The sequence below is a fragment of the Mixta sp. BE291 genome (assembly GCF_031457955.1).
In the GTDB taxonomy this organism is placed as follows: domain Bacteria; phylum Pseudomonadota; class Gammaproteobacteria; order Enterobacterales; family Enterobacteriaceae; genus Mixta.
This window is the reverse complement of the sequence record NZ_JAVDXN010000008.1, coordinates 88,140-114,839: the sequence shown is the minus strand read 5'-3', so window position 1 is coordinate 114,839 and position 26,700 is coordinate 88,140. Positions and strand designations below refer to the sequence as shown.

General features: G+C 53.7%; 21 protein-coding genes. 8 read left to right on the top strand and 13 right to left on the bottom strand.

Features of this window, described 5'->3' with window-relative positions; all coding sequences use genetic code 11:
• Positions 1 to 20 precede the first annotated feature (20 nt).
• Together nadS and dusA are read left to right on the top strand one after the other, a co-directional pair.
• A complete protein-coding gene (nadS, locus tag J2X14_RS17465; protein WP_352412452.1) occupies positions 21 to 317 on the top strand; it encodes a NadS family protein in 297 nt (98 codons plus the stop codon).
• Between the two features lie 129 nt (positions 318 to 446).
• Positions 447 to 1,493 carry a tRNA dihydrouridine(20/20a) synthase DusA gene (gene dusA, locus J2X14_RS17460; RefSeq protein ID WP_352412451.1) on the top strand — a complete coding sequence of 349 codons (1,047 nt, stop codon included), beginning with the start codon at positions 447 to 449 and terminating at the stop codon, positions 1,491 to 1,493.
• Between the two features lie 325 nt (positions 1,494 to 1,818).
• Here dusA and J2X14_RS17455 read toward each other — a convergent pair whose 3' ends face one another.
• Positions 1,819 to 2,802, bottom strand: coding sequence for a quinone oxidoreductase (locus tag J2X14_RS17455; protein ID WP_352412450.1), 984 nt, complete (start codon positions 2,800 to 2,802; stop codon positions 1,819 to 1,821).
• 96 nt (positions 2,803 to 2,898) lie between these two features.
• Between J2X14_RS17455 and dnaB the strand changes: the two genes are divergently transcribed.
• The gene (gene dnaB, locus J2X14_RS17450; protein ID WP_352412449.1) at positions 2,899 to 4,305 is read left to right on the top strand and encodes a replicative DNA helicase; all 1,407 of its coding nucleotides are present in this window, start codon (positions 2,899 to 2,901) and stop codon (positions 4,303 to 4,305) included.
• Between the two features lie 52 nt (positions 4,306 to 4,357).
• On the top strand, positions 4,358 to 5,551 hold the full coding sequence (locus J2X14_RS17445; protein ID WP_352412448.1) for an amino acid aminotransferase: 1,194 nt from the start codon (positions 4,358 to 4,360) through the stop codon (positions 5,549 to 5,551).
• Between the two features lie 72 nt (positions 5,552 to 5,623).
• Here J2X14_RS17445 and J2X14_RS17440 read toward each other — a convergent pair whose 3' ends face one another.
• Positions 5,624 to 6,133 (bottom strand): cytochrome b, encoded by a 510-nt coding sequence (locus tag J2X14_RS17440; RefSeq protein ID WP_352412447.1) that lies wholly within the window; start codon positions 6,131 to 6,133, stop codon positions 5,624 to 5,626.
• A 313-nt stretch (positions 6,134 to 6,446) separates the two neighbouring features.
• Between J2X14_RS17440 and J2X14_RS17435 the strand changes: the two genes are divergently transcribed.
• A complete protein-coding gene (locus J2X14_RS17435) occupies positions 6,447 to 6,863 on the top strand; it encodes a secondary thiamine-phosphate synthase enzyme YjbQ (RefSeq protein ID WP_352412446.1) in 417 nt (138 codons plus the stop codon).
• Positions 6,864 to 6,865: 2 nt separating this feature from the next.
• The gene (locus J2X14_RS17430; protein ID WP_352412445.1) at positions 6,866 to 7,204 is read left to right on the top strand and encodes an MmcQ/YjbR family DNA-binding protein; all 339 of its coding nucleotides are present in this window, start codon (positions 6,866 to 6,868) and stop codon (positions 7,202 to 7,204) included.
• A gap of 35 nt (positions 7,205 to 7,239) precedes the next feature.
• Here the strand turns inward: J2X14_RS17430 and J2X14_RS17425 are convergent, their stop codons facing one another.
• The gene (locus J2X14_RS17425) at positions 7,240 to 8,304 is read right to left on the bottom strand and encodes an NAD(P)-dependent alcohol dehydrogenase (protein ID WP_352412444.1); all 1,065 of its coding nucleotides are present in this window, start codon (positions 8,302 to 8,304) and stop codon (positions 7,240 to 7,242) included.
• Positions 8,305 to 8,600: 296 nt separating this feature from the next.
• A complete protein-coding gene (gene uvrA / locus J2X14_RS17420; RefSeq protein WP_352412443.1) occupies positions 8,601 to 11,432 on the bottom strand; it encodes an excinuclease ABC subunit UvrA in 2,832 nt (943 codons plus the stop codon).
• Positions 11,433 to 11,656: 224 nt separating this feature from the next.
• Here uvrA and ssb1 point away from each other — a divergent pair, with 224 nt between their 5' ends.
• Positions 11,657 to 12,196, top strand: a complete 540-nt coding sequence (ssb1, locus tag J2X14_RS17415; protein ID WP_352412442.1) for a single-stranded DNA-binding protein SSB1 — start codon at positions 11,657 to 11,659, stop codon at positions 12,194 to 12,196.
• Positions 12,197 to 12,298: 102 nt separating this feature from the next.
• On the opposite strand, the gene J2X14_RS17410 is transcribed toward ssb1, so the two are convergent.
• Positions 12,299 to 15,022, bottom strand: a complete 2,724-nt coding sequence (locus J2X14_RS17410; protein ID WP_352412441.1) for a hypothetical protein — start codon at positions 15,020 to 15,022, stop codon at positions 12,299 to 12,301.
• 679 nt (positions 15,023 to 15,701) lie between these two features.
• Here J2X14_RS17410 and traT point away from each other — a divergent pair.
• On the top strand, positions 15,702 to 16,433 hold the full coding sequence (gene traT / locus J2X14_RS17405; protein WP_352412440.1) for a complement resistance protein TraT: 732 nt from the start codon (positions 15,702 to 15,704) through the stop codon (positions 16,431 to 16,433).
• A gap of 41 nt (positions 16,434 to 16,474) precedes the next feature.
• Here the strand turns inward: traT and J2X14_RS17400 are convergent, their stop codons facing one another.
• From J2X14_RS17400 to melB, 8 genes are all read right to left on the bottom strand, one after another.
• Positions 16,475 to 16,783 carry a hypothetical protein gene (locus J2X14_RS17400; protein ID WP_352412439.1) on the bottom strand — a complete coding sequence of 103 codons (309 nt, stop codon included), beginning with the start codon at positions 16,781 to 16,783 and terminating at the stop codon, positions 16,475 to 16,477.
• A gap of 104 nt (positions 16,784 to 16,887) precedes the next feature.
• On the bottom strand, positions 16,888 to 18,495 hold the full coding sequence (locus J2X14_RS17395) for an inorganic phosphate transporter (RefSeq protein ID WP_352412438.1): 1,608 nt from the start codon (positions 18,493 to 18,495) through the stop codon (positions 16,888 to 16,890).
• Positions 18,496 to 18,613: 118 nt separating this feature from the next.
• Positions 18,614 to 19,621 (bottom strand): substrate-binding domain-containing protein, encoded by a 1,008-nt coding sequence (locus tag J2X14_RS17390; RefSeq protein ID WP_352412437.1) that lies wholly within the window; start codon positions 19,619 to 19,621, stop codon positions 18,614 to 18,616.
• A 30-nt stretch (positions 19,622 to 19,651) separates the two neighbouring features.
• Positions 19,652 to 21,061 (bottom strand): sucrose-6-phosphate hydrolase, encoded by a 1,410-nt coding sequence (locus J2X14_RS17385; RefSeq protein ID WP_352412436.1) that lies wholly within the window; start codon positions 21,059 to 21,061, stop codon positions 19,652 to 19,654.
• A complete protein-coding gene (locus J2X14_RS17380) occupies positions 21,058 to 22,431 on the bottom strand; it encodes a sucrose-specific PTS transporter subunit IIBC (protein WP_352412435.1) in 1,374 nt (457 codons plus the stop codon). The genes J2X14_RS17385 and J2X14_RS17380 overlap by 4 nt, the downstream gene beginning before the upstream one ends.
• 31 nt (positions 22,432 to 22,462) lie before the next feature.
• On the bottom strand, positions 22,463 to 24,079 hold the full coding sequence (locus J2X14_RS17375) for a carbohydrate porin (protein ID WP_352412434.1): 1,617 nt from the start codon (positions 24,077 to 24,079) through the stop codon (positions 22,463 to 22,465).
• Positions 24,080 to 24,218: 139 nt separating this feature from the next.
• Positions 24,219 to 25,130, bottom strand: a complete 912-nt coding sequence (gene cscK / locus J2X14_RS17370; protein WP_352412433.1) for a fructokinase — start codon at positions 25,128 to 25,130, stop codon at positions 24,219 to 24,221.
• Between the two features lie 136 nt (positions 25,131 to 25,266).
• Positions 25,267 to 26,679 carry a melibiose:sodium transporter MelB gene (gene melB, locus J2X14_RS17365; RefSeq protein WP_352412432.1) on the bottom strand — a complete coding sequence of 471 codons (1,413 nt, stop codon included), beginning with the start codon at positions 26,677 to 26,679 and terminating at the stop codon, positions 25,267 to 25,269.
• Positions 26,680 to 26,700 lie beyond the last annotated feature (21 nt).

The following is a 26,700-nucleotide window of genomic DNA, read 5'->3' as shown; positions in this document are numbered from 1 at the left end:
ACTGAGGCGATGAGATACCGATGAAAGATGAATTATTTGCCGATCTGCTGGCAAGTGCAGAAGAGATGATCAGAATTGAAAAAGGTGAACAATCGCCAGAGCCGGAGCATGTTCATACTTTTAGCGAGATTGATGTCAAAGCGATACGTGAAGCCACCGGGTTAAAACAACAGGATTTTGCCGTGGCCGTCGGTGTCAGTTATGACCTTGTAAAAAGCTGGGAAACCAAACGGCGTCAGCCAACCGGCGCCTCAAGAAAACTTCTGCTGTTACTGCAGGATAATCCTTTTATCATTAACCAGCTTAAAGCCATTTGATTCTTTGAGCGTAATACGCGCTCTACGCGCCAGACATCACGCTATGTTATAATCGGCCATCTTTTATTCTGCCTTTTCCTTTGTTCCCGTTGCAGAATGGCGGTGAACAGAAACATCAAAAGTTAAAACATGCCTCAAAATTCAGAGATATCAACGGCCCTGGACAACAGCGCCGCTAAAAATAGCGCAACTTTTTCCGCTCAGCGCTTCTCCATCGCGCCGATGCTCGACTGGACCGATCGTCACTGCCGTTATTTCCATCGTCAGCTGACGCGCAATACGCTGCTCTATACCGAAATGGTCACCACTGGCGCGATTATTCACGGCAAAGGCGACTATCTGGCCTATAACGAGGCGGAACATCCGGTGGCTTTACAGCTGGGCGGCAGCGATCCTGCCGCGCTGGCGCAATGCGCGCAGCTGGCGGAAGCGCGTGGCTATGATGAGATCAACCTGAACGTGGGTTGCCCGTCCGACCGTGTACAGAACGGACGCTTCGGTGCCTGTTTGATGGGTGAAGCCGCGCTGGTAGCGGATTGCATTAAGGCGATGCGTGACGTGGTTTCCATCCCGGTGACGGTGAAAACCCGCATCGGTATCGACGAGCAGGATAGCTATGAATTCTTGTGCGATTTTATCGGTACGGTGGCCCAGCAGGGCGGCTGCGACACCTTTATTATCCATGCGCGTAAAGCCTGGCTCTCTGGCCTGAGCCCAAAAGAGAACCGTGAGATTCCGCCGCTGGATTACCCGCGCGTTTATCAGCTCAAGCGCGATTTTCCTCAGCTGACGCTGGCGCTCAACGGCGGCGTAAAAACGCTGGAAGAGGCGCAAACGCATCTGGGGCATCTGGATGGCGTGATGATGGGGCGTGAAGCCTATCAGAACCCCGGCCTGCTGGCGCAGGTTGATCGCGTGCTGTTTGGCAGCGCGACGCCGGATGCCGATCCGGTCGCGGTGGTGCGTGCAATGTATCCCTATATTGAGCGCGAACTGACGCAGGGCACCTACCTTGGTCATGTTACGCGTCATATGCTGGGTCTGTTTCAGGGCATTCCTGGGGCGCGCCAGTGGCGGCGTTATTTAAGTGAGAATGCGCATAAGCCGGGAGCAGGTATCGAAGTGGTTGAAAAAGCGCTCTCGCTGGTCGCAGACAAGATGACCACAAGCGCCTGATTTGTTTCTCTTATGTTAAAACCCGTATAAATGCCGTACGGGTTTTCGTTTTTCGCTCTTCTTCCGCCTTCAGACGCCGCCTTTTCATTGCTAATTATCAATGAGTTAACTAACTCATTCTGCGCAAGATGAGGTCTGGATCACAGAGTGAAGTTTTGCTTTGCCGGTTTTCGCAATTAAACATATTTTTTACTTATGAATTCTGCGAGACTCTTTTCCGTTGAGTCGAAACAAATTATCGCCGCTGTACCCTACAACAGCGCGAACTAAAAAAAAGCAAAAGGGCTTCCTGCGGGAGGCCCTTATTGTTTTACAGGTAACGCACTCAGGGAATCAGCAGGCTGGAGCCGTGCGTGGCGCGACTTTCCAGCTGCATATGCGCTCGCTGCGCCTCACGCAGAGGAAAGCGCTGACTCTCCGGCACATCGATCTTAATCGCGCCGCTGGCAAGCATAGAGAAGAGATCGTTACCGGCGCGCTGCAGTTCATCCCGCGTAGTGACATAGCCATTGAGCGAAGGGCGCGTCAGGTAAAGCGATCCTTTTTGATTCAGAATCGACAGATCAATGCCAGTCACCGGCCCGGACGCGTTGCCGAAGCTCACCATCAGGCCGCGCCGCTGCAAACAGTTCAGCGACGCTTCCCAGGTTGCCTTGCCTACCGAGTCATACACCACGCGAACTTTCTTGCCGTTGGTCAGTTCACTGACGCGCTGCGCGATATCCTCTTCCCGATAGTTGATCACCGCCCAGGCACCGCGATCTTTAGCCAGCTGCGCTTTTTCCGCCGATCCCACCGTACCGATCAGGTGCGCGCCAAGCGCTTTCGCCCACTGGCAGGCGATCAGCCCGACGCCGCCTGCTGCGGCATGAAACAGAAAGATCTCATCCGGCTGCACTTCATAGGTCTGGCGCAGCAGGTAGTGAACGGTAAGCCCTTTCAGAAATGAGGCCGCCGCCTGCTCAAACGAGATGGCGTCCGGCAGCAGCGCAATCTTGTCCTGATGCACATTATGCCGCTCGCTGTAGGCGCCCAGCGACGATTGCGCGTAAACCACGCGATCGCCGGGTTTGATCGCCGTGACCTGACTGCCGACTTTAACCACCACGCCTGCGGCTTCGGTGCCGATACCGGAAGGCAGCGCTGGCACTGGATATAGCCCGGTGCGCACGTAGGTATCGATATAATTGATGCCGATAGCTTTGTTCTCTACCTGCACCTCATTTTCGGCGGGATCGGCGGGATCGAAGTCAACCCATTGCAGCGTTTCCGGGCCGCCATACTGGGCGATTTGCATACGTTTTGCCATTACCACTCCTGTCGGTTTCCAGTTACGACATGACGTCAAGCAGGCGAAAAACGGGTATACTTGCGCGTCACTCACACATTCGGTATTGCATTCACTATGGCAGGAAATAAACCCACCAACAAATCCAACGAGGTTCGCGATCGGCAGGTAGAAGGGCTGAAATTGCCGCCCCATTCGCTGGAAGCGGAGCAGTCGGTGCTGGGCGGGTTAATGCTGGACAACGAGCGCTGGGATAACGTCTCAGAGCGCGTGGTGGCCGAAGACTTTTACAGTCGCCCGCATCGTCTGATATTCAGTGAAATGCAGCGGCTGCTGGAAGCCAGTCAGCCCATCGACCTGATCACGCTCTCTGATTCACTGGAGCAGCGCGGCGAGCTGGATATGGTTGGCGGCTTCGCCTATCTGGCCGAGCTGTCAAAAAATACGCCCAGCGCAGCGAACATCAACGCTTACGCCGATATCGTGCGTGAGCGCGCGGTGGTGCGCGAGATGATCGCGGTAGCGAACCAGATCGCCGATGCCGGTTACGATCCGCAGGGGCGTAGCAGCGAAGACCTGCTGGATTTCGCCGAGTCGAACGTCTTTAAAATCGCCGAACAGCGCGCTAATAAAGATGACGGCCCGAAAAACATTGAGCAGATCCTGGAAGCGACCGTTTCCCGTATCGAGTCGCTTTATCAGAAGCCGCATGACGGCGTAACCGGCGTTGATACCGGTTACCAGGATCTGAATAAAAAAACCGCCGGTTTACAGGGTTCAGACTTAATAATCGTGGCAGCGCGTCCGTCGATGGGTAAAACCACCTTCGCCATGAATTTGTGCGAAAACGCCGCGATGCTGAATGAAAAACCAGTGCTGATCTTCAGTCTGGAGATGCCCAGCGAGCAGATCATGATGCGTATGCTGGCATCGTTATCGCGCGTCGATCAGACGCGTATTCGTACCGGCCAGCTGGACGATGAGGATTGGGCGCGAATTTCCGGCACCATGGGAATTTTGCTGGAGAAAAAGAACATCTATATTGATGATTCTTCCGGCCTGACGCCAACCGAAGTGCGTTCACGCGCGCGGCGCATTTTCCGCGAGAACGACGGGCTAAGCCTGATTATGATCGACTACCTGCAGCTGATGCGCGTGCCGTCGCTTTCCGACAACCGTACGCTGGAGATCGCCGAGATCTCCCGCTCGCTGAAGGCGCTGGCGAAAGAGCTGAACGTGCCGGTGGTGGCGCTGTCGCAGCTTAACCGCTCGCTGGAGCAGCGCGCCGACAAACGCCCGGTAAACTCCGATCTCCGTGAATCCGGCTCGATCGAGCAGGATGCCGATTTGATCATGTTTATCTATCGTGACGAGGTGTATCACGAAAACAGCGACCTGAAAGGGATCGCCGAGATCATTATCGGTAAGCAGCGTAACGGCCCGATCGGCACGGTACGCCTGACGTTTAACGGTCAGTGGTCGCGTTTTGATAACTACGCCGGGCCGCAATACGACGACGAATAGCCTGCACGTTGTGCGGATCTGATAAACGACACTATCACTATGGAGATTCACCGTGTTTCAGAAAGTTGATGCCTACGCTGGCGATCCGATTCTTACGTTAATGGAGACCTTCAGGCAGGATCCGCGCCCGCAGAAGGTTAACCTGAGTATTGGCCTCTATTACAACGAACAGGGCATTATTCCGCAGCTGCAGGCAGTCGCCGAGGCGGAAGCGCGTCTGAATGCCCAGCCGCAGCAGGCGTCACTTTATTTGCCGATGGACGGGCTGGCCAGCTATCGCCAGGCGATTGCGCCGTTGCTGTTTGGCGCGCAACACGAGGCGCTACAGGCGAAGCGCATCGCCACGATTCAAACCGTGGGCGGCTCCGGCGCGCTGAAAGTCGGCGCAGATTTTCTGAAACACTATTTCCCGCAGTCGCAGGTCTGGGTGAGCGATCCCACCTGGGAAAACCATGTAGCGATCTTTGCGGGCGCGGGTTTTGCGGTGCATACCTATCCGTGGTACGACGCGCAAACCCACGGCGTAAAGTTTGAGGAATTCCTCGCCACGCTTAAATCGTTGCCCGCACAGAGCGTGGTGCTGCTGCATCCCTGCTGCCATAACCCAACCGGTGCCGATCTGACTAATGCACAGTGGGATCGCGTGGTTGAGGTGCTACAGACGCAGCAGCTGATTCCTTTCCTGGATATTGCCTATCAGGGCTTCGGTGCCGGTATGGAAGAGGATGCCTATGCCATACGCGCTATCGCCGCGGCAGGGATTTCCGCGCTGGTCAGCAACTCCTTCTCTAAAATCTTTTCGCTGTATGGCGAGCGCGTGGGTGGCTTGTCAGTGGTTTGCGCGGATGCGGAAGAGGCGGCGCGCGTTCAGGGGCAGTTAAAAGCCACGGTGCGTCGCAATTACTCTTCACCGCCGAACTTCGGTGCTCAGGTCGTCGCCTGCGTGTTGAATGACGATGCGCTAAAGGCCAGCTGGCTGGCGGAAGTGGAAGCGATGCGCCTGCGCATTCTGGATATGCGTCAGGCACTGGTAACGGCGCTGAGCGCCTCGCTGCCGGGCAAAGATTTTTCTTATCTGCTGAAACAGCGCGGCATGTTCAGCTATACCGGTTTAAGCGCGCAGCAGGTTGATCGCCTACGTGAAGAGTTTGGTATCTACCTGATTCACAGCGGTCGCATGTGCGTGGCGGGTTTGAACCGTCAGAACGTGCATCAGGTTGCTGAAGCTTTTGCCGCGGTGATGTAAGCGCGATATTAAACAAGGCGGCTGCAGCCGCCTTTTTCATATTATTGCGCTTATCGACGCATTGCGTCAGCGTTATAATGTCATTCTGTTTAGTAAATTATGCCCTTTACGGTGATGCTTTATTACCGCCAGAATATGCCCGACAATTAACACGCCTAACGTAGCGCAGGAAATTTTATGTGCCTGGTTAAAAAAGTGCGTCAGTAGCGGATCCTGTAGCGGCTGGGCAAAACTAATCATATTAAACACGTTAATATCTCGTTCCATCATTAATACGCCGGTAATCATCACCAGCGTAATATTGCAATAAATCAGCAGATGGGCTTTTTTGGCGATACGTTCCTGCCAGTCGGTTAACGGCGAACATTTCGGCTTGCCATAGCGTAGCGCACAGCCGATACGCAGGATAAAAACCGGAATAAACAAGGTGGTAAGCGAGACGTTTAAGAAACTCACCCATTCTTTGTGCTGCGCTGCGGCGTCAAACAGCGCGACATAAAATCCACTCAGGGTTCCCCATATAATCACTACTGCGGAAATCCAGTGTAAAATAACCTGCGATTTTTTATATTTCACTTCCATGATTAACCTGCGTCCTGTTGTTGGCTAATAAACAAAATAGATTAAATAGTATGTGTAGTTATGACGTTTATTTCCGTCCGGGTAATAACGGCAAGATAAATAATCGTGATGCGGTAACGATAAAAGCATAAGCGCATTATATCGGGCTACAGGAAATGGATTAAAAGTGCCGTACATACGTTGTTGTACATATTAAGCAAGACAGCAATGCGCCATGCCGACAACCGCGGCCGGTTTTTTTTCCCCGGCAGGTTTACCTTTACGCTACATGCTGCACACTTAACGGAGTCTTTTAAAAAAGGAGTGTGGCGTTATGTGGCATCAACAGACCCTGGCGCTGGGCGCGAAGGCGCGCGGCTTTCACCTGGTCACCGATGAGATTGTTGAACAATTGCCGGTACTGCGTGACATCAATACCGGGTTAGTGCATCTGCTGCTACAGCATACTTCCGCTTCCCTGACCTTAAATGAGAATTGCGATCCCACGGTGCGCAGCGATATGGAACAGCATTTTCTGCGCCATGTACCGGAAAACGCCCCTTACCAGCATGACTACGAGGGCGTGGATGATATGCCAGCGCATATTAAATCTTCGCTGCTTGGCGTGTCGCTACTGCTGCCGGTTAACCGGGGGCGTCTGGTGTTAGGCACCTGGCAGGGCATTTGGCTGGGAGAGCATCGCATACACGGCGGTTCACGCCGCATTATCGCCACGCTGCAAGGAGAGTAACCATGAATACCTCAGATCTGTTGTCATACTGCATGAGTAAAGAAGGGGCGGAACAGCGCGTCCACAATGACTGGAAAGCGACGCAAATTCAGTCGGACGGCGTTTTATTTGCCATGGTGCATGAGTTGGAAGGGCGACCGGTCGTATCGCTGAAAACCTCTCCGGCGCTGGCCGATCTGCTGCGGCAGCAGCATGCAGATGTTTTTCCCAGCGCGCATTTAAATAAATCCCACTGGAGTACGCTTTATCTGGATGGCGACCTGAAAGATTCGCAGATCTATTATCTGGTGGATGCGTCGTTACAGCAGGCGCTGGCGACCAAAGCGGCGAGTAATCATTAAACTGCCGCTGCGGAATACCCGCAGCGGCAGGGATGTCAGGCGGCAGATTCCTGACGCAGCGTATCAATATCGATAACAAAGCGGTATTTCACGTCGCTTTTCAACATGCGCTCATAGGCTTCGTTAATCTGATTCATGGCGATCAGCTCAATATCGGAAGTGATATTGTGTTCGCCACAGAAATCGAGCATCTCCTGCGTTTCAGCGATGCCGCCGATCAGCGAACCGGCCACGCTGCGACGTTTGAAAATCAGGTCGAATACGTGCGGTGCCGGGTGATCGTTTTCCGGCGCGCCGACCAGCGTCAGGTTACCATCGCGCTTCAGCAGATTAATAAACGGATTAAGATCGTGCTGTGCCGCAACGGTATTCAGAATAAAGTCGAAGCTGTTGGTATGTTCTGCCATCTGCTGCGGATCTTTCGAGATCACCACTTCATCCGCGCCCAGGCGTTTGCCATCTTCGATTTTGGACGGGGAAGTGGTAAACAGCACCACATGCGCGCCCATGGCATGCGCCAGCTTCACGCCCATATGACCCAGACCACCTAAACCGACGATACCCACTTTTTTGCCCGGACCCACGTTCCAGTGGCGCAGCGGAGAGTAAGTGGTGATACCCGCGCACAGCAGCGGCGCCACGCCCGCCGGATCGAGGTTTTCCGGTACACGCAACACGAAATCTTCATGCACCACGACGCTGGTGGAATAGCCGCCGTAGGTCACTTCCTGCGTTTCGCGATCCTGACCGTTATAGGTAGGCACCATGCCGTTTTCGCAATATTGCTCCAGCCCTTCCTGGCAGCTTGGGCAGGTGCGGCAGGAGTCAACCATACAGCCAACGCCGACCAGGTCGCCGACGTGATATTTTTGCGTATGACCACCGACGGCGGTGACGCGTCCGACAATTTCATGACCAGGCACAACGGGGAAAAGGGTGTTATGCCATTCATCGCGAGCCTGATGCAGATCTGAGTGGCAAACGCCGCAGAATAACACTTCAATTTGTACATCATGTGCGCGCAGTTCACGCGGCTTATAGTCAAAAGGCGCGAGTGTAGATTTCGCATCCTGGGCAGCATAAGCATGCGTAATATTCATGGTGTCTCCTGTGATTGAAGCTGTGGTAAAGCGAGGGGAAAGCATGGCGTTCCGGTTAAACCGGACGCGTCGCAGCGAGTGCGATAAGCGTTATAAGGATAACAGCGTAGGAAAGGGCAGCCAGACCTGAAAGTGTTTAAATCTTGCCTGATTCTGCATGAATAGCGGGGAAAGAGGCAAAGTAAATAAAAGCCCCTGATGCGGAGTGCATCAGGGGCAGGACATCGGCCGATCAGCATGGCTTTAACCGCGGTCAGCAGTAGCGCATGAGCCTTATGCGAATAACCGCCAGGCGGTTAGCGCTGTTCTAACAGCGGTTTCAGGAAGCGGGCCGTATGTGATTCTTCACACTTAGCGACGGTTTCCGGCGTACCGGCAACCAGAATCTGGCCGCCTCCGCTGCCGCCTTCCGGGCCAAGATCCACAATCCAGTCAGCGGTTTTCACTACGTCAAGGTTGTGCTCAATCACCACGATGGTATTGCCCTGATCGCGCAGCTGATGCAACACCGTCAGCAGCAGCTGGATATCGGCAAAGTGCAGGCCAGTGGTCGGCTCATCAAGAATATAGAGCGTCTGACCGGTGCCGCGCTTCGATAACTCGCGCGCCAGCTTCACGCGCTGCGCCTCACCGCCCGACAGCGTAGTGGCGGACTGACCAAGACGAATATACGAAAGGCCTACATCCATTAACGTTTGCAGCTTACGCGCCAGCGCAGGCACGGCATCAAAGAACGCGCGTGCCTCTTCGATAGTCATATCCAGCACTTCGTGAATGCTTTTGCCTTTGTATTTAATCTCCAGCGTCTCGCGGTTATAGCGCTTGCCTTTACACTGATCGCACGGCACATAAATATCCGGCAGGAAGTGCATCTCGACGCGCAGCACGCCGTCGCCCTGACAGGCTTCACAGCGTCCGCCGCGCACGTTAAAGCTGAAGCGGCCGGGATTATAGCCGCGTGAACGCGATTCCGGCACGCCCGCAAATAGCTCACGAATCGGCGTAAAAATACCGGTGTAGGTCGCCGGGTTGGAACGCGGCGTACGACCAATCGGGCTTTGGTCGATATCGATAACCTTATCGAAATTCTCCATGCCGGTAACCTCGCGGTAAGGCGCCGGTTCGGCAATGGTCGCGCCATTCAGCTGACGTTGCGCGATAGGGAATAGCGTATCGTTAATCAGCGTCGATTTACCCGAGCCGGAAACGCCGGTGATGCAGGTAAACAGCCCAACCGGCAGCGTCAGCGTCACGTCTTTCAGGTTATTGCCGCGCGCGCCGCTGAGCTTCAGCACCTTGCTCGGATCGGCGGGTACGCGCTGCTCCGGCACGGCAATTTTCCGCTTGCCGCTCAGATACTGGCCGGTAAGCGAGGCGTCCACCTGCATAATCTCTTCCGCGGTGCCTTCCGCCACTACCTGACCGCCATGCACGCCAGCGCCTGGCCCGATATCGATAATATGGTCAGCGGCGCGAATCGCATCTTCATCGTGCTCAACCACAATCACCGTATTGCCCAGGTTACGCAGATGAATCAGCGTTTCCAGCAGGCGTTCGTTATCGCGCTGATGCAGGCCGATAGAAGGCTCATCCAGCACATACATCACGCCCACCAGACCGGCACCAATCTGGCTCGCCAGACGAATACGCTGCGCCTCGCCACCGGAAAGCGTTTCCGCCGAACGCGACATAGAAAGGTAGTTCAGCCCTACGTTAACCAGGAAGCTCAGACGGTCGCCGATCTCTTTCAGCACCTTCTCAGCGATTTTCGCACGCTGGCCGCTCAGCTTCAGATTACGGAAAAAGTCCATCGCATGGCCGATGCTCATATCTGAGATGGTCGGCAGCGTGGTGTCTTCCACATAAACGTGACGCGCTTCGCGACGCAGACGCGTGCCTTCACAGGTAGCGCAGGCGCGGTTGCTGATAAATTTCGCCAGATCTTCGCGTACCGCGCTCGATTCCGTCTCTTTGTAGCGGCGCTCCATATTGTGCAGCACGCCTTCAAACGGATGACGGCGTACCGAGGTATCGCCACGATCGTTGATATATTTAAATTCGATGCTTTCTTTGCCGGAACCGTACAGGATCACCTGCTGCGCTTTTTCGCTCAGGGTATTAAACGGCGCTTCCACATCAAATTTCAGGTGTTCCGCCAGCGAGCGGAGCATCTGGAAATAGTAGAAATTACGGCGATCCCAGCCGCGAATCGCGCCGCCAGCCAGCGACAGCTCGCCGTTTTGCACCACGCGATCGGGATCGAAATATTGCTGTACGCCGAGGCCGTCGCAGGTCGGGCAGGCGCCTGCCGGGTTGTTAAACGAGAACAGGCGCGGTTCCAGCTCGCTCATGCTGTAGCCGCAAATCGGACAGGCGAAGTTAGCCGAGAACAGCAGCTCATCCGCATCGGCATCATCCATATCCGCCACGATCGCGGTACCGCCGGAAAGCTCCAGCGCGGTTTCAAACGATTCCGCCAGCCGCGTCGCCAGATCTTCGCGCACCTTAAAGCGATCGATAACCACTTCAATGGTATGTTTCTTTTGCAGCTCCAGCTTCGGCGGATCGGAGAGATCGCATACTTCGCCGTCGATCCGCGCACGGATATAACCCTGCGTCGCCAGATTCTCCAGCGTTTTGGTATGTTCGCCTTTACGATCTTTCACCACCGGTGCCAGCAGCATCAGGCGCGTGCCTTCCGGCTGGGCCAGCACGTTATCCACCATCTGGCTGACGGTTTGCGCCGCCAGCGGCACGCCGTGGTCAGGGCAGCGCGGCTCGCCAACGCGTGCGAACAGCAGGCGCAGGTAGTCGTGAATTTCGGTAATGGTACCCACGGTGGAGCGCGGGTTATGGGATGTTGATTTCTGCTCGATCGAAATCGCAGGCGAGAGGCCTTCGATATGATCGACATCCGGTTTTTCCATCAGCGAAAGAAACTGACGCGCATAGGCGGAAAGGGATTCCACGTAGCGGCGTTGACCCTCAGCATAGAGCGTATCAAACGCCAGCGAGGATTTACCGGAACCTGACAGGCCGGTGACAACGATCAGTTTGTCGCGAGGGATGATCAGGTTGATGTTTTTCAGGTTGTGGGTGCGAGCACCCCGGACTTCAATCTTATCCATTCACATTTCCCGGATTAGCGCAGACTCACCATGCCCGTAACGATACGGCAGGACTAAACAGGTCATTATGGCACAAAAAATAACTGAATGTATATCCAGTAGTCTGTTGCAACCCTGCAAAAAGATCTTCATTATTGGAAGCTTGCTCGGAAGTATGAACGGGCAAGCTAGCGTGATAGAATTTACCGTTTAGACTTAATGAATACTCATCGGGAGACGCGAACATGGCCAGCAGAGGCGTTAACAAAGTGATTCTTGTCGGGAATCTGGGTCAGGATCCGGAAGTGCGTTATATGCCGAATGGTGGAGCCGTAGCGAATATTACGCTGGCGACTTCCGAAAGCTGGCGTGACAAGCAGACCGGAGAGACCAAAGAGAAAACGGAATGGCATCGTGTGGTGCTGTTCGGCAAACTGGCGGAAGTGGCCGGTGAATACCTGCGTAAAGGTTCTCAGGTTTATATCGAAGGTGCGCTGCAAACGCGTAAATGGCAGGATCAGAGCGGTCAGGAACGTTACACCACGGAAGTAGTGGTTAACGTTGGCGGCACCATGCAGATGCTGGGCGGCCGTCAGGGCGGCGGCGCAGGCGCACCAGCTGGCGGCGGTAATAGCAACAACAATAACGGTTGGGGCCAGCCTCAGCAGCCGCAGGGCGGCAACCAGTTCAGCGGCGGCGGCCAGGCACCTGCTCGTCCGCAGCAGCAGAGCGCACCGGCGAATAACGAACCGCCGATGGATTTTGACGACGACATTCCGTTCTAAGTTTGCTCTGGCAGATTTGCTACAGTGACACGAAACCCCGCTAAGGCGGGGTTTTTTTATGCCTGCGGCAGCAAGGCCTGAATTGTGTTCTCTGGCAGCCGGTTATGGTTGGCCGAGCGTCCGATCGTCAAGGTCATGACCGTCAAACGCCTCGTCAATCAGCGGACGGTGGTTATACATCGCTTTCAACTCTGCGAACTTTTTTACGCCAGCTTTTACGCCAGCTTCGTCCATGAGCACTTTAAAAAAGCCCTCTCTGGCAGGATTAAAAAAGTTATTGAAAGTATTCTTTTCAACGATATGTTCCTCACCCCTATAACAGGAAAATAGCAGCTTATCTGAACTTTTCACTTTATCCGGCACGGTGCTTTCATCCAACGGGGTTATCTTCACATCTGTTAAGGCAGTAGGTAATTTCATTACCGTTGAATAAATAGCTGCACGGATCTGCAACCTGGCCGTCAGCTGAGCCAGCGTTTTGTCTGAGCCGGGCATTGGTTTTCCGCTTAACTCACTACAGCAGACACAGTAACTGTAATTGTCATTCGCGCTGTTTTTAATTTTTGCTGCCAGCTTGTTAAGCGAAAGGTAAAAAGGCGGATGGACGACAGAAACGTTGCCAATGCGCGTGGTTTCGCCACAGCTCGCCGCGACGATATGCACAGGATTACTGACGTCTGAAATAACCCCGTCAGGATGATAGCGACGCAGCCGTTGATGATGCTTACACTGCGTCACATCCTGTTTAGCGATTCCGGCGCAGATGGGGCAGTAATTGACTTTACCAGCGTTGTTCTTCGCCGAAAAGATATCGCGCCATTGTCTTAAATTGCGACTATTTTTATGACCGCTGGCGCAGGTTAGCATAATAAAAATCTGTTCTTTGCCGGATGAAGAGTTTTTAAAAGAGACATACTTCCACCAACTATCACTGCTGACACCGGCGCAAGAGAGAATGGCTTTAATATTATCATCATACTGTGCAATTGAGTTCGCTACCTGAATATTATCAGTCACTTTTTCTCCACTGTTAAAGCAAAGAGGACAGCGAAAACCGTTATTTTTTTCGAGACGGCTGAATACTTTTTCCTGACTTTGGCCGAGGCTGAATGCAGAAAAGCACCAGGGGCAGCAAATTGTACTATTCCAGCCAGACTGAACCAGCGTATTTTTTATTTCGGGCGGGACATTGTTTTGCACTTCAACAGGCAAGCAGGCAAAAAGATCTTCTCTGTTTTTTATATTATTATTTTTAATCGCCTTGCCCCGACAGACCTGGCAATGCTTTGTGCCGCTATCAATAAATATTTTAGCGTTAGATTTTACCAGGCTTTCACATGTGGCGCACCGATAGTTAAATTCATCGGAAGGTAGATAATAACGTTGTTCTTCCACCACCTTTATCGCGGTTTCTTTAATCTTTTCCTGCACACGTCGCGTAAAACGTATAGCTTTCTCTCTGATTAATTCAATGTACTCCCGCCTGATTGCCTCATGGTCTGGCTGAACGATTAACAGTTTTAAAAACTGCGCTTTCTCAGGGTGTTGAGCCTTTTCTAAAGCCGCCAGGAGAGCATTTGCCGCGCGTTCAGCGTTAAGGTTTTTTACTTGCGGAACGCGCAGAAAAAGCCCCTTTGCTTCCTGCTCTTTACGTGCATCGCGAGCCTGAGTCTCTGCACAATTGCGGTGGCTGGGATCGCCATCATATTCAATCAAAATACCTTGTAGATGCGTTAGTAGATTAACCGTAGAAATATCAATTTCGAGGTTGTCACCTATTATGGAGCGATCGTTTTCTGTCCAGTCTGTTTCGATTCCTGCTTCGTTTTTCGGGAACATTATTCTTGCGGCGGCGGAAATCCAACTCTGCTCGGCCTGTATTCCTTTACGACTAAAATTACTTTCAATAACGCGATGATAGCTTTGCCAGCTTGATAAATATTTTGTGGCCTTGCGGTAACGATACAAAATGCCAGGTTTTGCCTGAGGCGCTTTAGCCGGTACGCCCGATCCCCTGTACAAATCATTATCACGCGGGATAAAACAGATATAGCGCATTTCAGCGCCAAAAAGAGGTGCTGTATCGACTAATTTTTTCGTTTGGGCTATTAACTCGCGGTCATCGGCAATTAACGCACGAATTCTGGCCTCGCTGAGTGTGGCGTCGATCGCGCCTTTTATTCTTCCTGAAGGCGTCTTTGCAACAGCTTGCCAGGGAATATAGCCGTCAGGAAATAGGTTCGCGAGAACGGGTACCGTGAGCTTAAGCGTATTATCCGTTACCCTGGTGAGCGTTGCCTTTTCGCCCCATACCGCCTGCGCCTCGCGAATAAGTTCAGGATCAACCGGCGTCGGTTGATATACGCTTTGTACCTGCTGGCAGGTTACGCATTGCAACAGCGATGAAGTTAATCTGCGGGCGAGGGGCAGGTTGGCCAGGCGTTTCATCGGGCCATGGGCTAAGGTAACCGTGTGATTTTTTGCGCACAAATTAACGGTATACTCAATCGCACAGGAATTATGTTTAACAGTATTATTTGCGTTATTTTTACCAGGGTTCCAACGATACTGAATAACAGCAAGCGTTGCTTTTTCGCTATTGAATTTTGTCACTACCGGCTGAGCGTTAGCGCATAGCTTGCAGTGGATTGCCACCGTTTTGTTGGTCAGCATATCCCAGGATTTTTCTGTCTCAAAACCGCACTTACGGCAGCGGCACGTTATTTTTGTTTTATTGGCAATCTCTTCTGGCCAACCTGTCGCCGGGACCAGGTCACGCGCTGAGGATGAGAGATGGTTGAGGTTTCTGACAGATTTCCTGGGCATGGCATGTCCCATCATTAAATGATTAACGGAAAAACCACTTTAGCAACGCTGAAGTTTAATGGCAATGCAGGCCAGTTTTTTTAGTTAACTACTTGATCTTTAAGTGAGTAAGCGCGTGCAACCATAAGAATCGCAAAGGTTTATCCACAAGGAGTGACGTCATATCGCTGATGAGTTACCACCCTGGCGATAAAGAAAAACAGTAAGCGAGTCGAGACCACGCGCTGCCTATTAAACCGCGCCGAAAGATAAACTTTGCAGAATGCGTGCCGATAATAGCAGGTTAACGTTAAAACAATGCTGATTATCAATAAAGGCAACTTTAACTTAAATCGATGCGTAGCAGTGCGGGAAGATTAAGTTAAAACTGGCAACTTAATATTTTTATGGTAGATTATGCCGAAATTTTAAAAGCGCAGAGCGGTTCTCGAACGGTATACAACGCTATTAGCGGAAGATTTCACATCAGCGCTTAAATAATATGTCTGTGAATAAAAACCACTGAAATAGTTACTATTAGAAAGTAACTTCCGTTTTAAATCTATTTCGCACTCTATTTGAACGGTTAATCAGAAGGCTATTTCTGGTTTCACTGCCGCGCTAATTTTGGCTGGCTGGTGATAAATAACAACTTTACTCAAATCCGGAGCATTTTGCTCTTTCCATTAAGGACAGGAAAATGGAATATAAAAAACACGCAGTGGTTGCCCTGGCGCTTTCGGCCGTTTTGCTTTCAGGTTGCAGCGCTATGACCACGGCGATCAAAAAGCGTAACCTTGAAGTAAAAACCCAGATGAGCCAGACCATCTGGCTGGAACCTTCTGCGGAAAAAACCGTTTATATTCAGGTCAAGAACACCTCTGATAAAGATATGAGCGATCTTTCTGAGCTGCTGGCGCAGGATCTGCGTACTAAAGGTTATAACGTGGTGAGTTCTCCGGATAGCGCCTATTACTGGATTCAAGCCAACGTACTGAAAGCCGATAAAATGGACCTGCGTGAAGCGCAAGGCCTGCTGGGCAGCGGCTATGAAGGCGCCGTGGCTGGTGCGGCACTGGGCAGCGGCATCACCGCTTACAACAGCAATTCAGGCGGTGCGGTGCTGGGTGCTGGCCTGGCGCTGGGTCTGGCGGGTATGGCGGCCGACGCGCTGGTTGAAGATGTTAACTACACCATGGTTACCGATCTGCAGATCTCCGAGCGCAGTAAAGAGAAAGTCACCACCGATAATATTGCCGCGCTGCGTCAGGGTACCTCCGGCGTTAAGCTGCAGACCAGCACGGCTGATGGCAACCGCATGAAATATCAGACTCGCGTGGTCTCTAACGCCAATAAGGTTAATCTCAAGTTCGAAGAGGCGAAGCCGGTACTGGAAGCGCAGCTGGCGAAATCGGTCGCGGCGATCCTGTAATGCAGCAGGGCGGCTATATGGGCCGCCCTGTCTTACCCGGTTCACGCCTTGCTGTTTTCCTGGTAGTGCTGTTCGCAGCGCTCTTTCGCCTCCTGGCGTAAATCACGCAGGTCCGGCATGCTGTCGCCAGAGCCGTAATCCATCGTGCCGCTTTCGGCTTCCTGCTTTTCATCTGCTACCGCAAATTTAAGTTCGCCATCCTGCTGCTGCCAGTCATCGCTTCCGCTCTGACGAACAAAGATCAGCGCATGTTCCGGCGTCGATTCATCTGCGCCATAAATTTCATATTTATAGGCTGCCGCATCTTCATCGCCTAATTCCAGCGTATCAATCAGTTGTAAGTCCGCCATCTGTACCTCCTGTTAACTAAAAGTAAAGTATAGATAATTTATCGTTATCTGAAGGAAGCGCGTTGCGCTAAGCCTGAGAGGCGCATCCGCTGCGCCTTGCGCCGTTAAAGATGGATAAACAGCATAAACAGTAAGGCGGACATCAGGATAGACACCGGCAGCGTCAGCACCCAGGCGATCAGCAGGTTGCGTAGCGTCGCCATCTGCAGACCAGAGCGGTTTGCCGCCATGGTGCCCGCCACGCCGGAAGAGAGAACGTGCGTAGTGGAAACCGGCAGGCCAAATGCGTCAGCGGCACCGATGGTCGCGACCGTAACCAGCTCTGCGCTGGCACCCTGCGCATAGCTCAGGTGGGTTTTGCCGATCCGCTCGCCGACCGTAATCACAATGCGTCGCCAGCCCACCATGGTGCCGAGGCCCAGCGCCAGCGCCACCACCACTTTCACCCAAAGAGGAATAAAGCGGGTCGCGTTATCCAGCTCGCTTTTCATGGCGTTAAGGTTATTTTGCGTATCCGTTGGGAATTGCGCTTTTGCCGCCTTGAGCTGCTTGATGCTCTCCGCAGCCAGATACATATCATTACGGGTATTAGCGACCAGCTGCGCCGGAATATTTTCCATTGAGCCATATTGTTTGATCTGGCGGCCAATTTTATCCAGCAGCGCCCCCAGCGCAGGCGCAACCTGCGGCGTATTATCACCGCTACGCATAAACTGCATCAGCACGTCGCGCGGCGCAGCCTGTGGCGGCAACGCCTGTTGTCCGATCAGCTGCTGGCCGGTGATCTGCGCCAGCGCCGCAACGCGCGGAATCTGTTCAGGCGGCACCGAACGGTTAAGCGCATAGGCGATCGGCATCGCGCCTACCAGAATCAGCATAATCAGCCCCATGCCTTTTTGTCCGTCATTAGAGCCATGCGCAAAAGAAACGCCGGTACAGGTCAGGATTAACAGCGCGCGGATCCAGCCCGGCGGCGGCTGTTGCCCTTCCGGCGCGCTGTAAAGCTGGCGATTACGCAGCCATTTTTTCATCGCTAACAGCAGCAGCGCGGCGCTGGCAAAACCGATAATCGGCGAAAAAAGCAGCGCATAAGCGACATTAAGCGCCTGATCCCAGTTAACGCCTTCCATCCCGCTACGGCCGTTATTAATGGCGTTGGCCACGCCGACGCCAATAATCGAGCCGATCAGCGTATGAGAGGAAGAAGAGGGCAGCCCCAGATACCAGGTGCCAAGGTTCCAGGCTATCGCAGAAAAGAGCAGGGCGTAAATCATGGCGAAGCCATTGCCGCTGCTTGCCTGCAACATCAGCTCCATCGGCAGCAGAGAAATAATCCCGAAGGCCACCGCGCCGCTGGAAAGCAGCACGCCGCTGAAGTTGCACAGGCCGGACCAGAGGATCGCCACGCCGGGCGGCAACGAATGGGTGTAGATTACCGTGGCTACCGCATTGGCGGTGTCATGAAAACCGTTGACAAACTCGAAGGCCAGCGCAATCACCAGCGCCAGGCCTAACAGCACAAAGGGGAAATAGCTGGTAACGATCTGCCCCGATTCTTCCACATCGGCAAACAGGTTTACGCCAGCAAAAACAAGCCCGGCGGCGATCAGGGTAATCACGGCAAAGGCGGTTTTTTTACTGTGTTTACTGCTCAGGTTAGGACGCGCCGATGCAGACGATGAAGCGGCGTGCCAGGTTTGGTTCTCGCTCATGACGGGCCTCGTAAAAGAAGTGATATTGCAGCTCTGGAGTGTTACGTGCGCAATATGACAGTGCGATGACCCTGACAATAAAGTGGCGGAATTACAGATAATACCTGGTGTAGCCGTATCAGACGCTACGCCATTTCAGCCGCGCCGGTAGGTGACGTTGCCGGTTCTCCAGCGTTTCGCCTTCCATTAAGCCCGATACAATCTCAAAACAGTTCCAGGCCAGCATACGTTCATCCTGTACCACCGTATCGATTTTCACTGATAGCGCATCATACAGATAGTGATCGTCAAAACTGCACAGGCGGATCGGCTGATCCAACAGCCCGTGCTGGCTCAAGTAACGCAGCACCCCTTCCTGTAGGCCACAAGCTGCGCAGAATAATGCCTGCGGCACGCGCCCCAGACGCATATAGAGCTCGGCGAACATCTCATAACCTGAACTGGCATGGTAATGGCCATGCATAATCCACTCCGATTTTACCTCAACGCCCGCTCGTGCCAGCCCCTGACGAAAACCGTCCAACCGATCGCGCGTTGGCGAAATGCGCGGCTGCCCGCCGAAAAAATAGAACTCGTCAAAACCTTCCCGCGCAACGGTTTCCACCAGGGTAGCGGTGGGTTCGACCGCCTCGGTGATCACCAGAGGCAGTGAAGAGTCGCCTAAATGACGGTCAAACAGCACCACCGGAATTTGCTGGTTAATCTTCTGATATTCGGCATCATTCAACATGCTGGAGGCAACAATTAAGCCATCAACCTGGCGCTGGATCAGGTTATTGACCGCCAGTGTTTCCTGACTGGCGTTCTCATCAGTACAGGCAATCAGAAGCTGTAGCCCGGCATCGCGGCACAGGGTTTCCAGCGCATGGGAAAAGGTGGCAAAGCCCTGGTTCGTCATTTCCGGTACCACCAGACCTACGGTATGACTACGGGAAGAGTTCAGGGCGCGAGCATGAATGCTGGGTTGATAATGCGCCTGACGCGCAATATCCATGACCCGCTCGCGCGTCGCTTCAGATACGCGCAGCTCCTTGCCCCGTCCGCTGAGAACCAGGCTGGCGGTAGACTTCGAGACGCCCGCCAGCTGGGCGATATCTTTGATCGTGACGCGTTTTGGTTTATTCACTGTTGGCTACATCAGGATGACTTGATGCGATTATACTATCACGCCATCTTCCAGCTGCCAGTAATGCAACCTGAGGTTGGCTTCGCCTTCCAGTAATAGCCGCGGCGCAACCGCAGGAAAATAGCGGCTGGACATCACTGCTTCGCCATCATTAATAAAAATTTCCACGCTGGAGCGATCGCAAAAAATATGCAGTTGAGTAAGGCTACCGTGCCAGTATCGATGCTCCTCAAGGCCACTACGCGGATTACGCCGTGATAGCTGAAGCGCCTCTCCATCCCAGCGTAAACGGAGCGCATCGGCAAAATGCAATGTCAGCTCGCCCTCTGGGTGGATCAGCAGTTCAGCGCTGCTAATGTCGAATGGCGCCAGCTGATGCGCCGCGCCCTGTAGCGTCTGTGGTGAATAACGCAGACGCTGTAGCTCACGGGCTGGGCGCTGACGCAGGCTCCCCTGTTCCAGCGTTAGCTCACGCGGGCAGGTCATCTGATGGATCCAACCGTAAGCGAGGGTTGGCTGGTAAAACTCGTCCCCATCGGGAATGCCCATCCAGCCGAACAGCAGACGTCGGCCATCGCTGCTGGCGGTGGTTTGCGGCGCATAGAACTCAAAGCCAAGATCCAGTTCATGAAATTCGCCGTGCGGAAAACGCGCCTGCTGATAATCCAGTTCGCCGATAAAGTAGCCGCTCTGGAAGGTATTAAGCCAGCGTGTCTGCTGAGGAGCCAGCCCTTGCGGGCAGACAATCAGGATATCGCGGTCACCAAGCCGGAACAGATCCGGACATTCCCACATATAACCAAACTCGCCCAGCCCATTTAGTCCGCTCCCGGCGATCTCGTTCAGCCGTTGCCAGTTATGCAGGTCAGGGCTGCGTAGCAGCAGTACTTTGCCTTCACCCGCTAAGCTTTGCGCGCCCAGTACCATGTACCACTGTCCGTCGTCGTGCCGCCACACTTTCGGATCGCGCACGTGGCCGCTGTAGCCGTCAGGTAACGCCAGCACCGGACCCAGCTTGTGGCAACTGCCATCTTCTTCCAGCGTAGCCAGGCACTGCCAGGCCGTGCGGCCTTCAGAAAACTTCACGTTGCCGGTATAGATCAGTGTCAGCACGCCATTATCGTCTACCGCAGAGCCAGAGTAACAGCCGTGACTTTCATACTCTTCCGACGGCACTAGCGCAATCGGCTCATGTTGCCAGTGAACCAGATCGTCAGAGCGCCAGTGTCCCCAAAACTTAGCGCCGTGCGCGCAGGCCAACGGATTCCATTGGTAAAACAGATGAAAATGTCCATTAAAATGAATAAAACCGTTTGGATCGTTTAGCAGCCCCACCGGCGGGGCCAGGTGCCAGGCGGGGCGATGAGGATCCTGCGCAGCGCGTAGCTGTCCTTGCATCAGCGCCTTAGTGGTTTGTTTCAGAAGTGCGGTCTCTTTCATGCGCTGGCCTCCACTTTATATTTCAGTAGCAGGGAAAGCAGGAAGCCGATACCGAAGGCGATCGCCATACCGATAATATAGTTCACCAGCGAACTAGCCTGCACAATCGCCATGCCGGGCAGCGCCGTCAGCCCAACCGCCGTCATATTGACATGGCTAATCACTACCCAGGCACCCGCCGCCGCACCGCCCAGGATTCCGGCAATAAAGGGTTTCATATAACGCAGGTTTACGCCAAAAATAGCCGCTTCCGTAATGCCGAGCAGGCCGGAAAAGGCGGAAGGCAGCACGATGCTACGCACTTTGATATCGCGTGTTTTAAACCAAACCGCAAGACAGGCACCCGCTTGTGCCACGTTTGCCATTGACCAGATCGGCAGCAGAAAATTAACGCCGATAGCAGGATTACCTAACAGCCCCGCTTCGATGGCATGGAAGCTATGATGAATACCGGTGACCACAATCACTGAATAAAGCCCGCCGAACAGCAAGCCAGCCAGCCAGCCAGCATGTGCAATCAGCGTGCTTAATACCAGTGAAATGCCATCGCCCAGCGCCCGTCCCGCCGGGCCAATGATCAGCATGGCGACAAAACCGGAAATAATTACCGTCAGAAACGGCGTCAGGATAATGTCCAGCGCATCCGGGATAACTCGGCGCAAACGCTTCTCCAGCAGGCTCATAAACCAAACCGCCAACAGCACCGGAAATACCGTGCCCTGATAGCCGATCATCGCCACGTCCAGCCCGAAAAAATCCATGGTTTTAAAGCCGCCTGCCACCCCCCAGGCATTGGTTAACGCCGGATGGGTCAGGATGCCGCCCAACGTAGCGCCAAGGTAGGGGTTACCGCCAAATTCGCGGGCGGCGGTAAAGCCGATCAGGATAGGTAAGATAATGAAGGCCGCCGAGCTGAACATATCCAGCATGACAAACAGCGCGCTATCGGGATTCACCCAGCCATAAGTTTTCATCATGCCGAGCAGGCCCATCAGAACGCCGGAGGCGACAATAGCCGGAATAATGGGCACGAAAATATTCGACAGCAGCCGGGCAATGCGCTGGGCCGGATTGAGCTTTTGCGTAGCGGCCTGCGCCGTTTCGCCTTTTGTAGCTTCGCTGATGCCCGCCGCCTGGATAAAGGCGGTATAGACTTTATTCACTACGCCAGTACCGAAAATAATCTGCATCTGTCCGGCATTACGAAAACAGCCTTTAACGCCCTCCAGTTTATCGATCGCCTCTTTATCGGCTTTAGCATCATCCACTAACACCAGACGCAGACGCGTGGCGCAGTGCGCGGCCGATGCAATATTTTCCCTGCCGCCTAATAGCGGTAAAAGTTGCTGAGCAACCTTGTTAAAATCCATACTGCCCCCTGTCATGTTGTTTTATCTGGTATCAGAACCAGGTTTCCATCTGCACGCCAATATTCCATTCGCCGCCGGAGCTGAAGCCGCTGCTGCCAAAGGCATCGTCGCTGGCATAGTTATCCAGCGAGCTATCCCAGTTCATCCAACTGGCGAAAAAACGAATTTCCGGGCGGGTAAAGAAGTCGCCGATATCGCCGACTTTGAAAGTGGGTGCCAGCGTGAGCTTGTAGAAACTACCGTTCACGCTTTGACGGTTTTTAAAGCCTTGTGGATCTAAATCCATGTACTGATAGCTTCCTTCCCATGCCAGCGCGAAGTTCTGGTTAATTTCCTGAATAAAGCGCGCGTTTAACGTTAGCCAGCGATAGTCATCGCCCTGCACATAGCGATGGCGGCTTTGCTGAGCCAGCAGCGCCGGAGCGAAACTCCAGGTATTGTTGATGGCGGTGGTGCCGTAACTGGCCAGGCGCCAGGTAGTGGCATCTTGCGTCAGGTTGCCATCTGAGCCGATACCTTTCACTTCAGCACCCAGACCGTGACCATACAGCAGGGCGCTTTTCGCCTGGCCGGCCCGCAGCCCGTAAAAACTCTCGTTGTGTAAAGCCGCCAGCGCATGGAAACCGGTATCGCCAGCGTTATCATTGCGCCTGCCGTTATTAACGCGTTCTTCATTATCTTTGGCGCGTAAACCACTGAGCATAAACTGCAACGGGCCGACAAAGTTATTGGCGGTCACGATGTAGTTTTCGATGCGGTTATCGACCGTCTCAATATCGCCGAAGTTGCGCCCATAGACAGAAAGGTTGCTGCGTATCCGATCGTTCCAGCGTACGTCATAAATCCCGCCGCCCGTTCCGGCCAGAAATACCACGTCTGAATCCAGCCAGTGGATATCGAAGTTATCGCGATCAAAGCGTTTTCCTGCCCACAACGTGCTATTACGGAACGCGCCGGTAAAGGTTGGCAGGCTGCCTAACTCGACGAAGGCCTGACGCAAATTCAGGCTGCTGCTATCCGCCGTCCAGTCGTTATAGCTTTGCTGACCGTCGGCCAGCATCACTTTAAAGCGGGTGGTCGCCCCGTTAGCCAGGCGAGTTTTATGTTCAAGGTTAAGTTCAACATAGGTGTTGTTTTCATTGCCCAGACGCCCTACGGCGCCGCCGGTTTCGCCCGCTGGCGTTAAATAAGGGCCGCTTTGTGTGCTGGTGGCGGCATCGTTCATGATCAAGCCAGAGCGCGCATAGCCGTGAAACTCAAAGCCTTCGGCTATGTCTGGGGTATGAGTCGGCGTGCTTACCGGCGTGCCAGGCACGTTGGCGGTGGTCATAGATGATGAAGATGCTGCCGCCCCTGGTGCGGGTGCGGGTGCCGGGGCGGAGGGCTGTGTGTTGTCAGCCAGCGTTGCCGGCTGTGGTTTGTCGACATGCGCCGCCGGTTGCGGTTTGGCGCGTTGTTCAATATCGGCCACGCGTCGTTCTGCCCGACGTGCGCGATTTTCCGCATCGGTCGCACGCTGTTCTGCCGCCTGCAGGCGTGCCTCCATGGCGGCGAGGCGTGTGGCAAGTTGATCTATGCTGGTATCGGCAAAGGCTAAAGGGGCGGTGATAAGAGTTAGGGCGGTAACACCAGCCAGAGGGTTCAACATGTTCAATTAAGGGATTCTCCAGAGGATTAACTTTTTTGCTAAACCGGTTCGACAGGAGAATATTGAAATTGGATCCGGTAGATCAACAAAACTTGCTAACCCGGTTTAGTAAATGTGACCGAGCCAGCAATTTTCAGTTTTATCGTAAATCCTGATAAGGCAGGGCCGTCATTGCGCCGCGTGCGGTTGTCGCCAGCGCGCCGCAATGTTGCGCGTTGGCGATCGCCTGATGAAGATGGATTGGCGAGAGGGGCGTCGGATCGCGCACCAGTGAAGCCAGCAGGCCAGCGACAAAGGCGTCGCCAGCGCCGGTGGTATCTACCACCTTGACCCTGGGCGCCGGATAGTGGCTCAGTTCACCATTTTGCCAGAGCGTAACGCCCGCTTTGCCCTGAGTAACCAACAGTAGCGCAGGGCGATATTGTCGGCTAAAGCGCGTAACGCCATCTTGTAAATCGTCGCTATCGGTCAGGAAAAACAGTTCTTCCAGCGAAAGTTTGATCACATCTGCTTTGTTTAACGCCTGCTCAACGACGCGGCGCATCTCCTGCGGATTTAACCAAAGGTCTTCGCGCAGGTTAGGATCGAAACTGACCCAGCCGCCCGCCTGATGAATTTGATCGATAGCGGTGAAAGCCGCACTGCGTGACGGTTCCGCACTGAGCGCGATTGAGCAAAAATGCAGCCCTTCGCCTGACTGAAACACGGGCAAATCCGCTGGAGTAAGGAACAGGTCGGCGCTGGGGCGCACCATAAAGGTAAAGGTGCGTTCGCCTTCGTCATCCAGGCCAACCAGCACCGTGGAAGTACGCTGTTCCGGCAGCGCGCGCATATAACCCGTATCCACTTTTTCCTGCTGAAGCGTTTTTTGCAGCAGTCGACCAAAAGGATCCTGGCCTACGCAGCCAATAAAGGCGCTGTTGCCACCGAGCCGGGCGATGCCGACCGCCACATTTGCCGGCGCACCGCCCGGACAAACCATCAAATGCTGTTCGCCTTCAGGCAGCAGATCCACCACGGCGTCACCTAATACCCAGATACGTTTTGTCATGCGTTCCTCTTAGCTAATCATGCTAAACCGATTTAGCTAATCATGGCACATTTTTTAAGGCGGGTGATAGTGTCGCATCTGGAAAAAGGAAGAAAGCTTGCCGGGCCGCCAGTGGAGCAGGCCCGGTCAAACGGTTTTATTCTGCCGTTGTTAATGGCAGACGCGCAGAGGGGGCGGGAGATTCACTATTTTTACCAGCGCCATATTTCTGTTGTAGATGCACCTGCACCTGGTTCAGCAGTGCGCCGTCCAGATGGTAATAGCGGCGATAAACCCATAGCGTAACCACGAAAAACAGCAGCGGAGCGCCCACCATAATGACCTGCATACCCGTAACGGTGTTGCTGCTCTGCACCACGCCGGGCACATAGCCGACCAGACTCAGCATGACGCCGATGACCAGCCCGGCAAAGGCGGAACCTGCTTTCACCACCATGGTTTGCACCGCATAGGCGATGCTTTCAATACGCACGCCCAGTGCATAGTCGCCATAATCAACGGTATCAGCCACCATAATCACCAGCATCACCCAGAAGAAAGCGCCGCCTGCGTTGACCAGCATGCCGGAAAGCGCGATGAGAGCAGCGCTTTGCGGAGCAAACAGCGCCACGCCCAGCAGGAGAAAGCAGCTCGCCACCGGCAGCAGCGAGGCGGCTATCCAGAGTTTACGTCGGGAGAAACGTTGCGCCAGCTTTGGAAACAGTACGATGGTTAACAGATTCGCTACGCCCGCAAACATCATGTACCACGGAAAGAGATCGGCCCGCCCCACCACATACTTGAAATAGTAGATGGCGAAAGAGGTAATAATGTTATGCGCCAGGTTCCATGAGAGGGCCATAATCAACAGCGCAAACAAGGGCTTATTGCGGTAGATTAACATTAAAACGTCGCTTAGGCGGTGGGCAACCTGCTGCGCGCTGTGTGACGAAGAGTAGCGTTCTTTAACGTTGCGGAGCGTTACCAACGTGGAGAGGATGAAAAAGAACACCAGGATAAAGGTAAAACGCATAAACCCCTGACCTTCATCGCCCGCGCCAAGCCAATGCACCAGCGGCAGCCCGATGACACCGGTCAGGTAACCCGCGCTGCTGGCGAAAAAACGCGGCCAGGGCGTCAAGGCTTCACGCTCACGCTTATCGAGGGTAATGCAGGGCACCAGTGACCAGAAAGGGACATCCATAATGGTGTAGGTAAAACCCCACAGCAGATAGGTCACCCAGATATAGACAATCAGTTCGATACCGGAGAAGTGATGGGCGCAAAATACGCTGATCAACACTGCGGCGTTTAACAACGTGCCGATCAATATCCACGGCTTGAATTTGCCCCAGCGCGAGCGGGTGCGCTCCACTATCCAGCCCATTAGCGGATCTGCCAGCGCATCAAGAATACGCGCCACCAAAAACAGCGTGGCGACCATGCTTACCGATATGCCCACGACGTCGGTGTAGTAGTACATCAGATACATATAGATAATACCGATAGCGAAATCCTTGCCAAACGCCCCAAAGCCATAGCTGATTTTTGTTTTCAGGGAAACGCTCATTCTGCTTTCCTCATTTTTTAA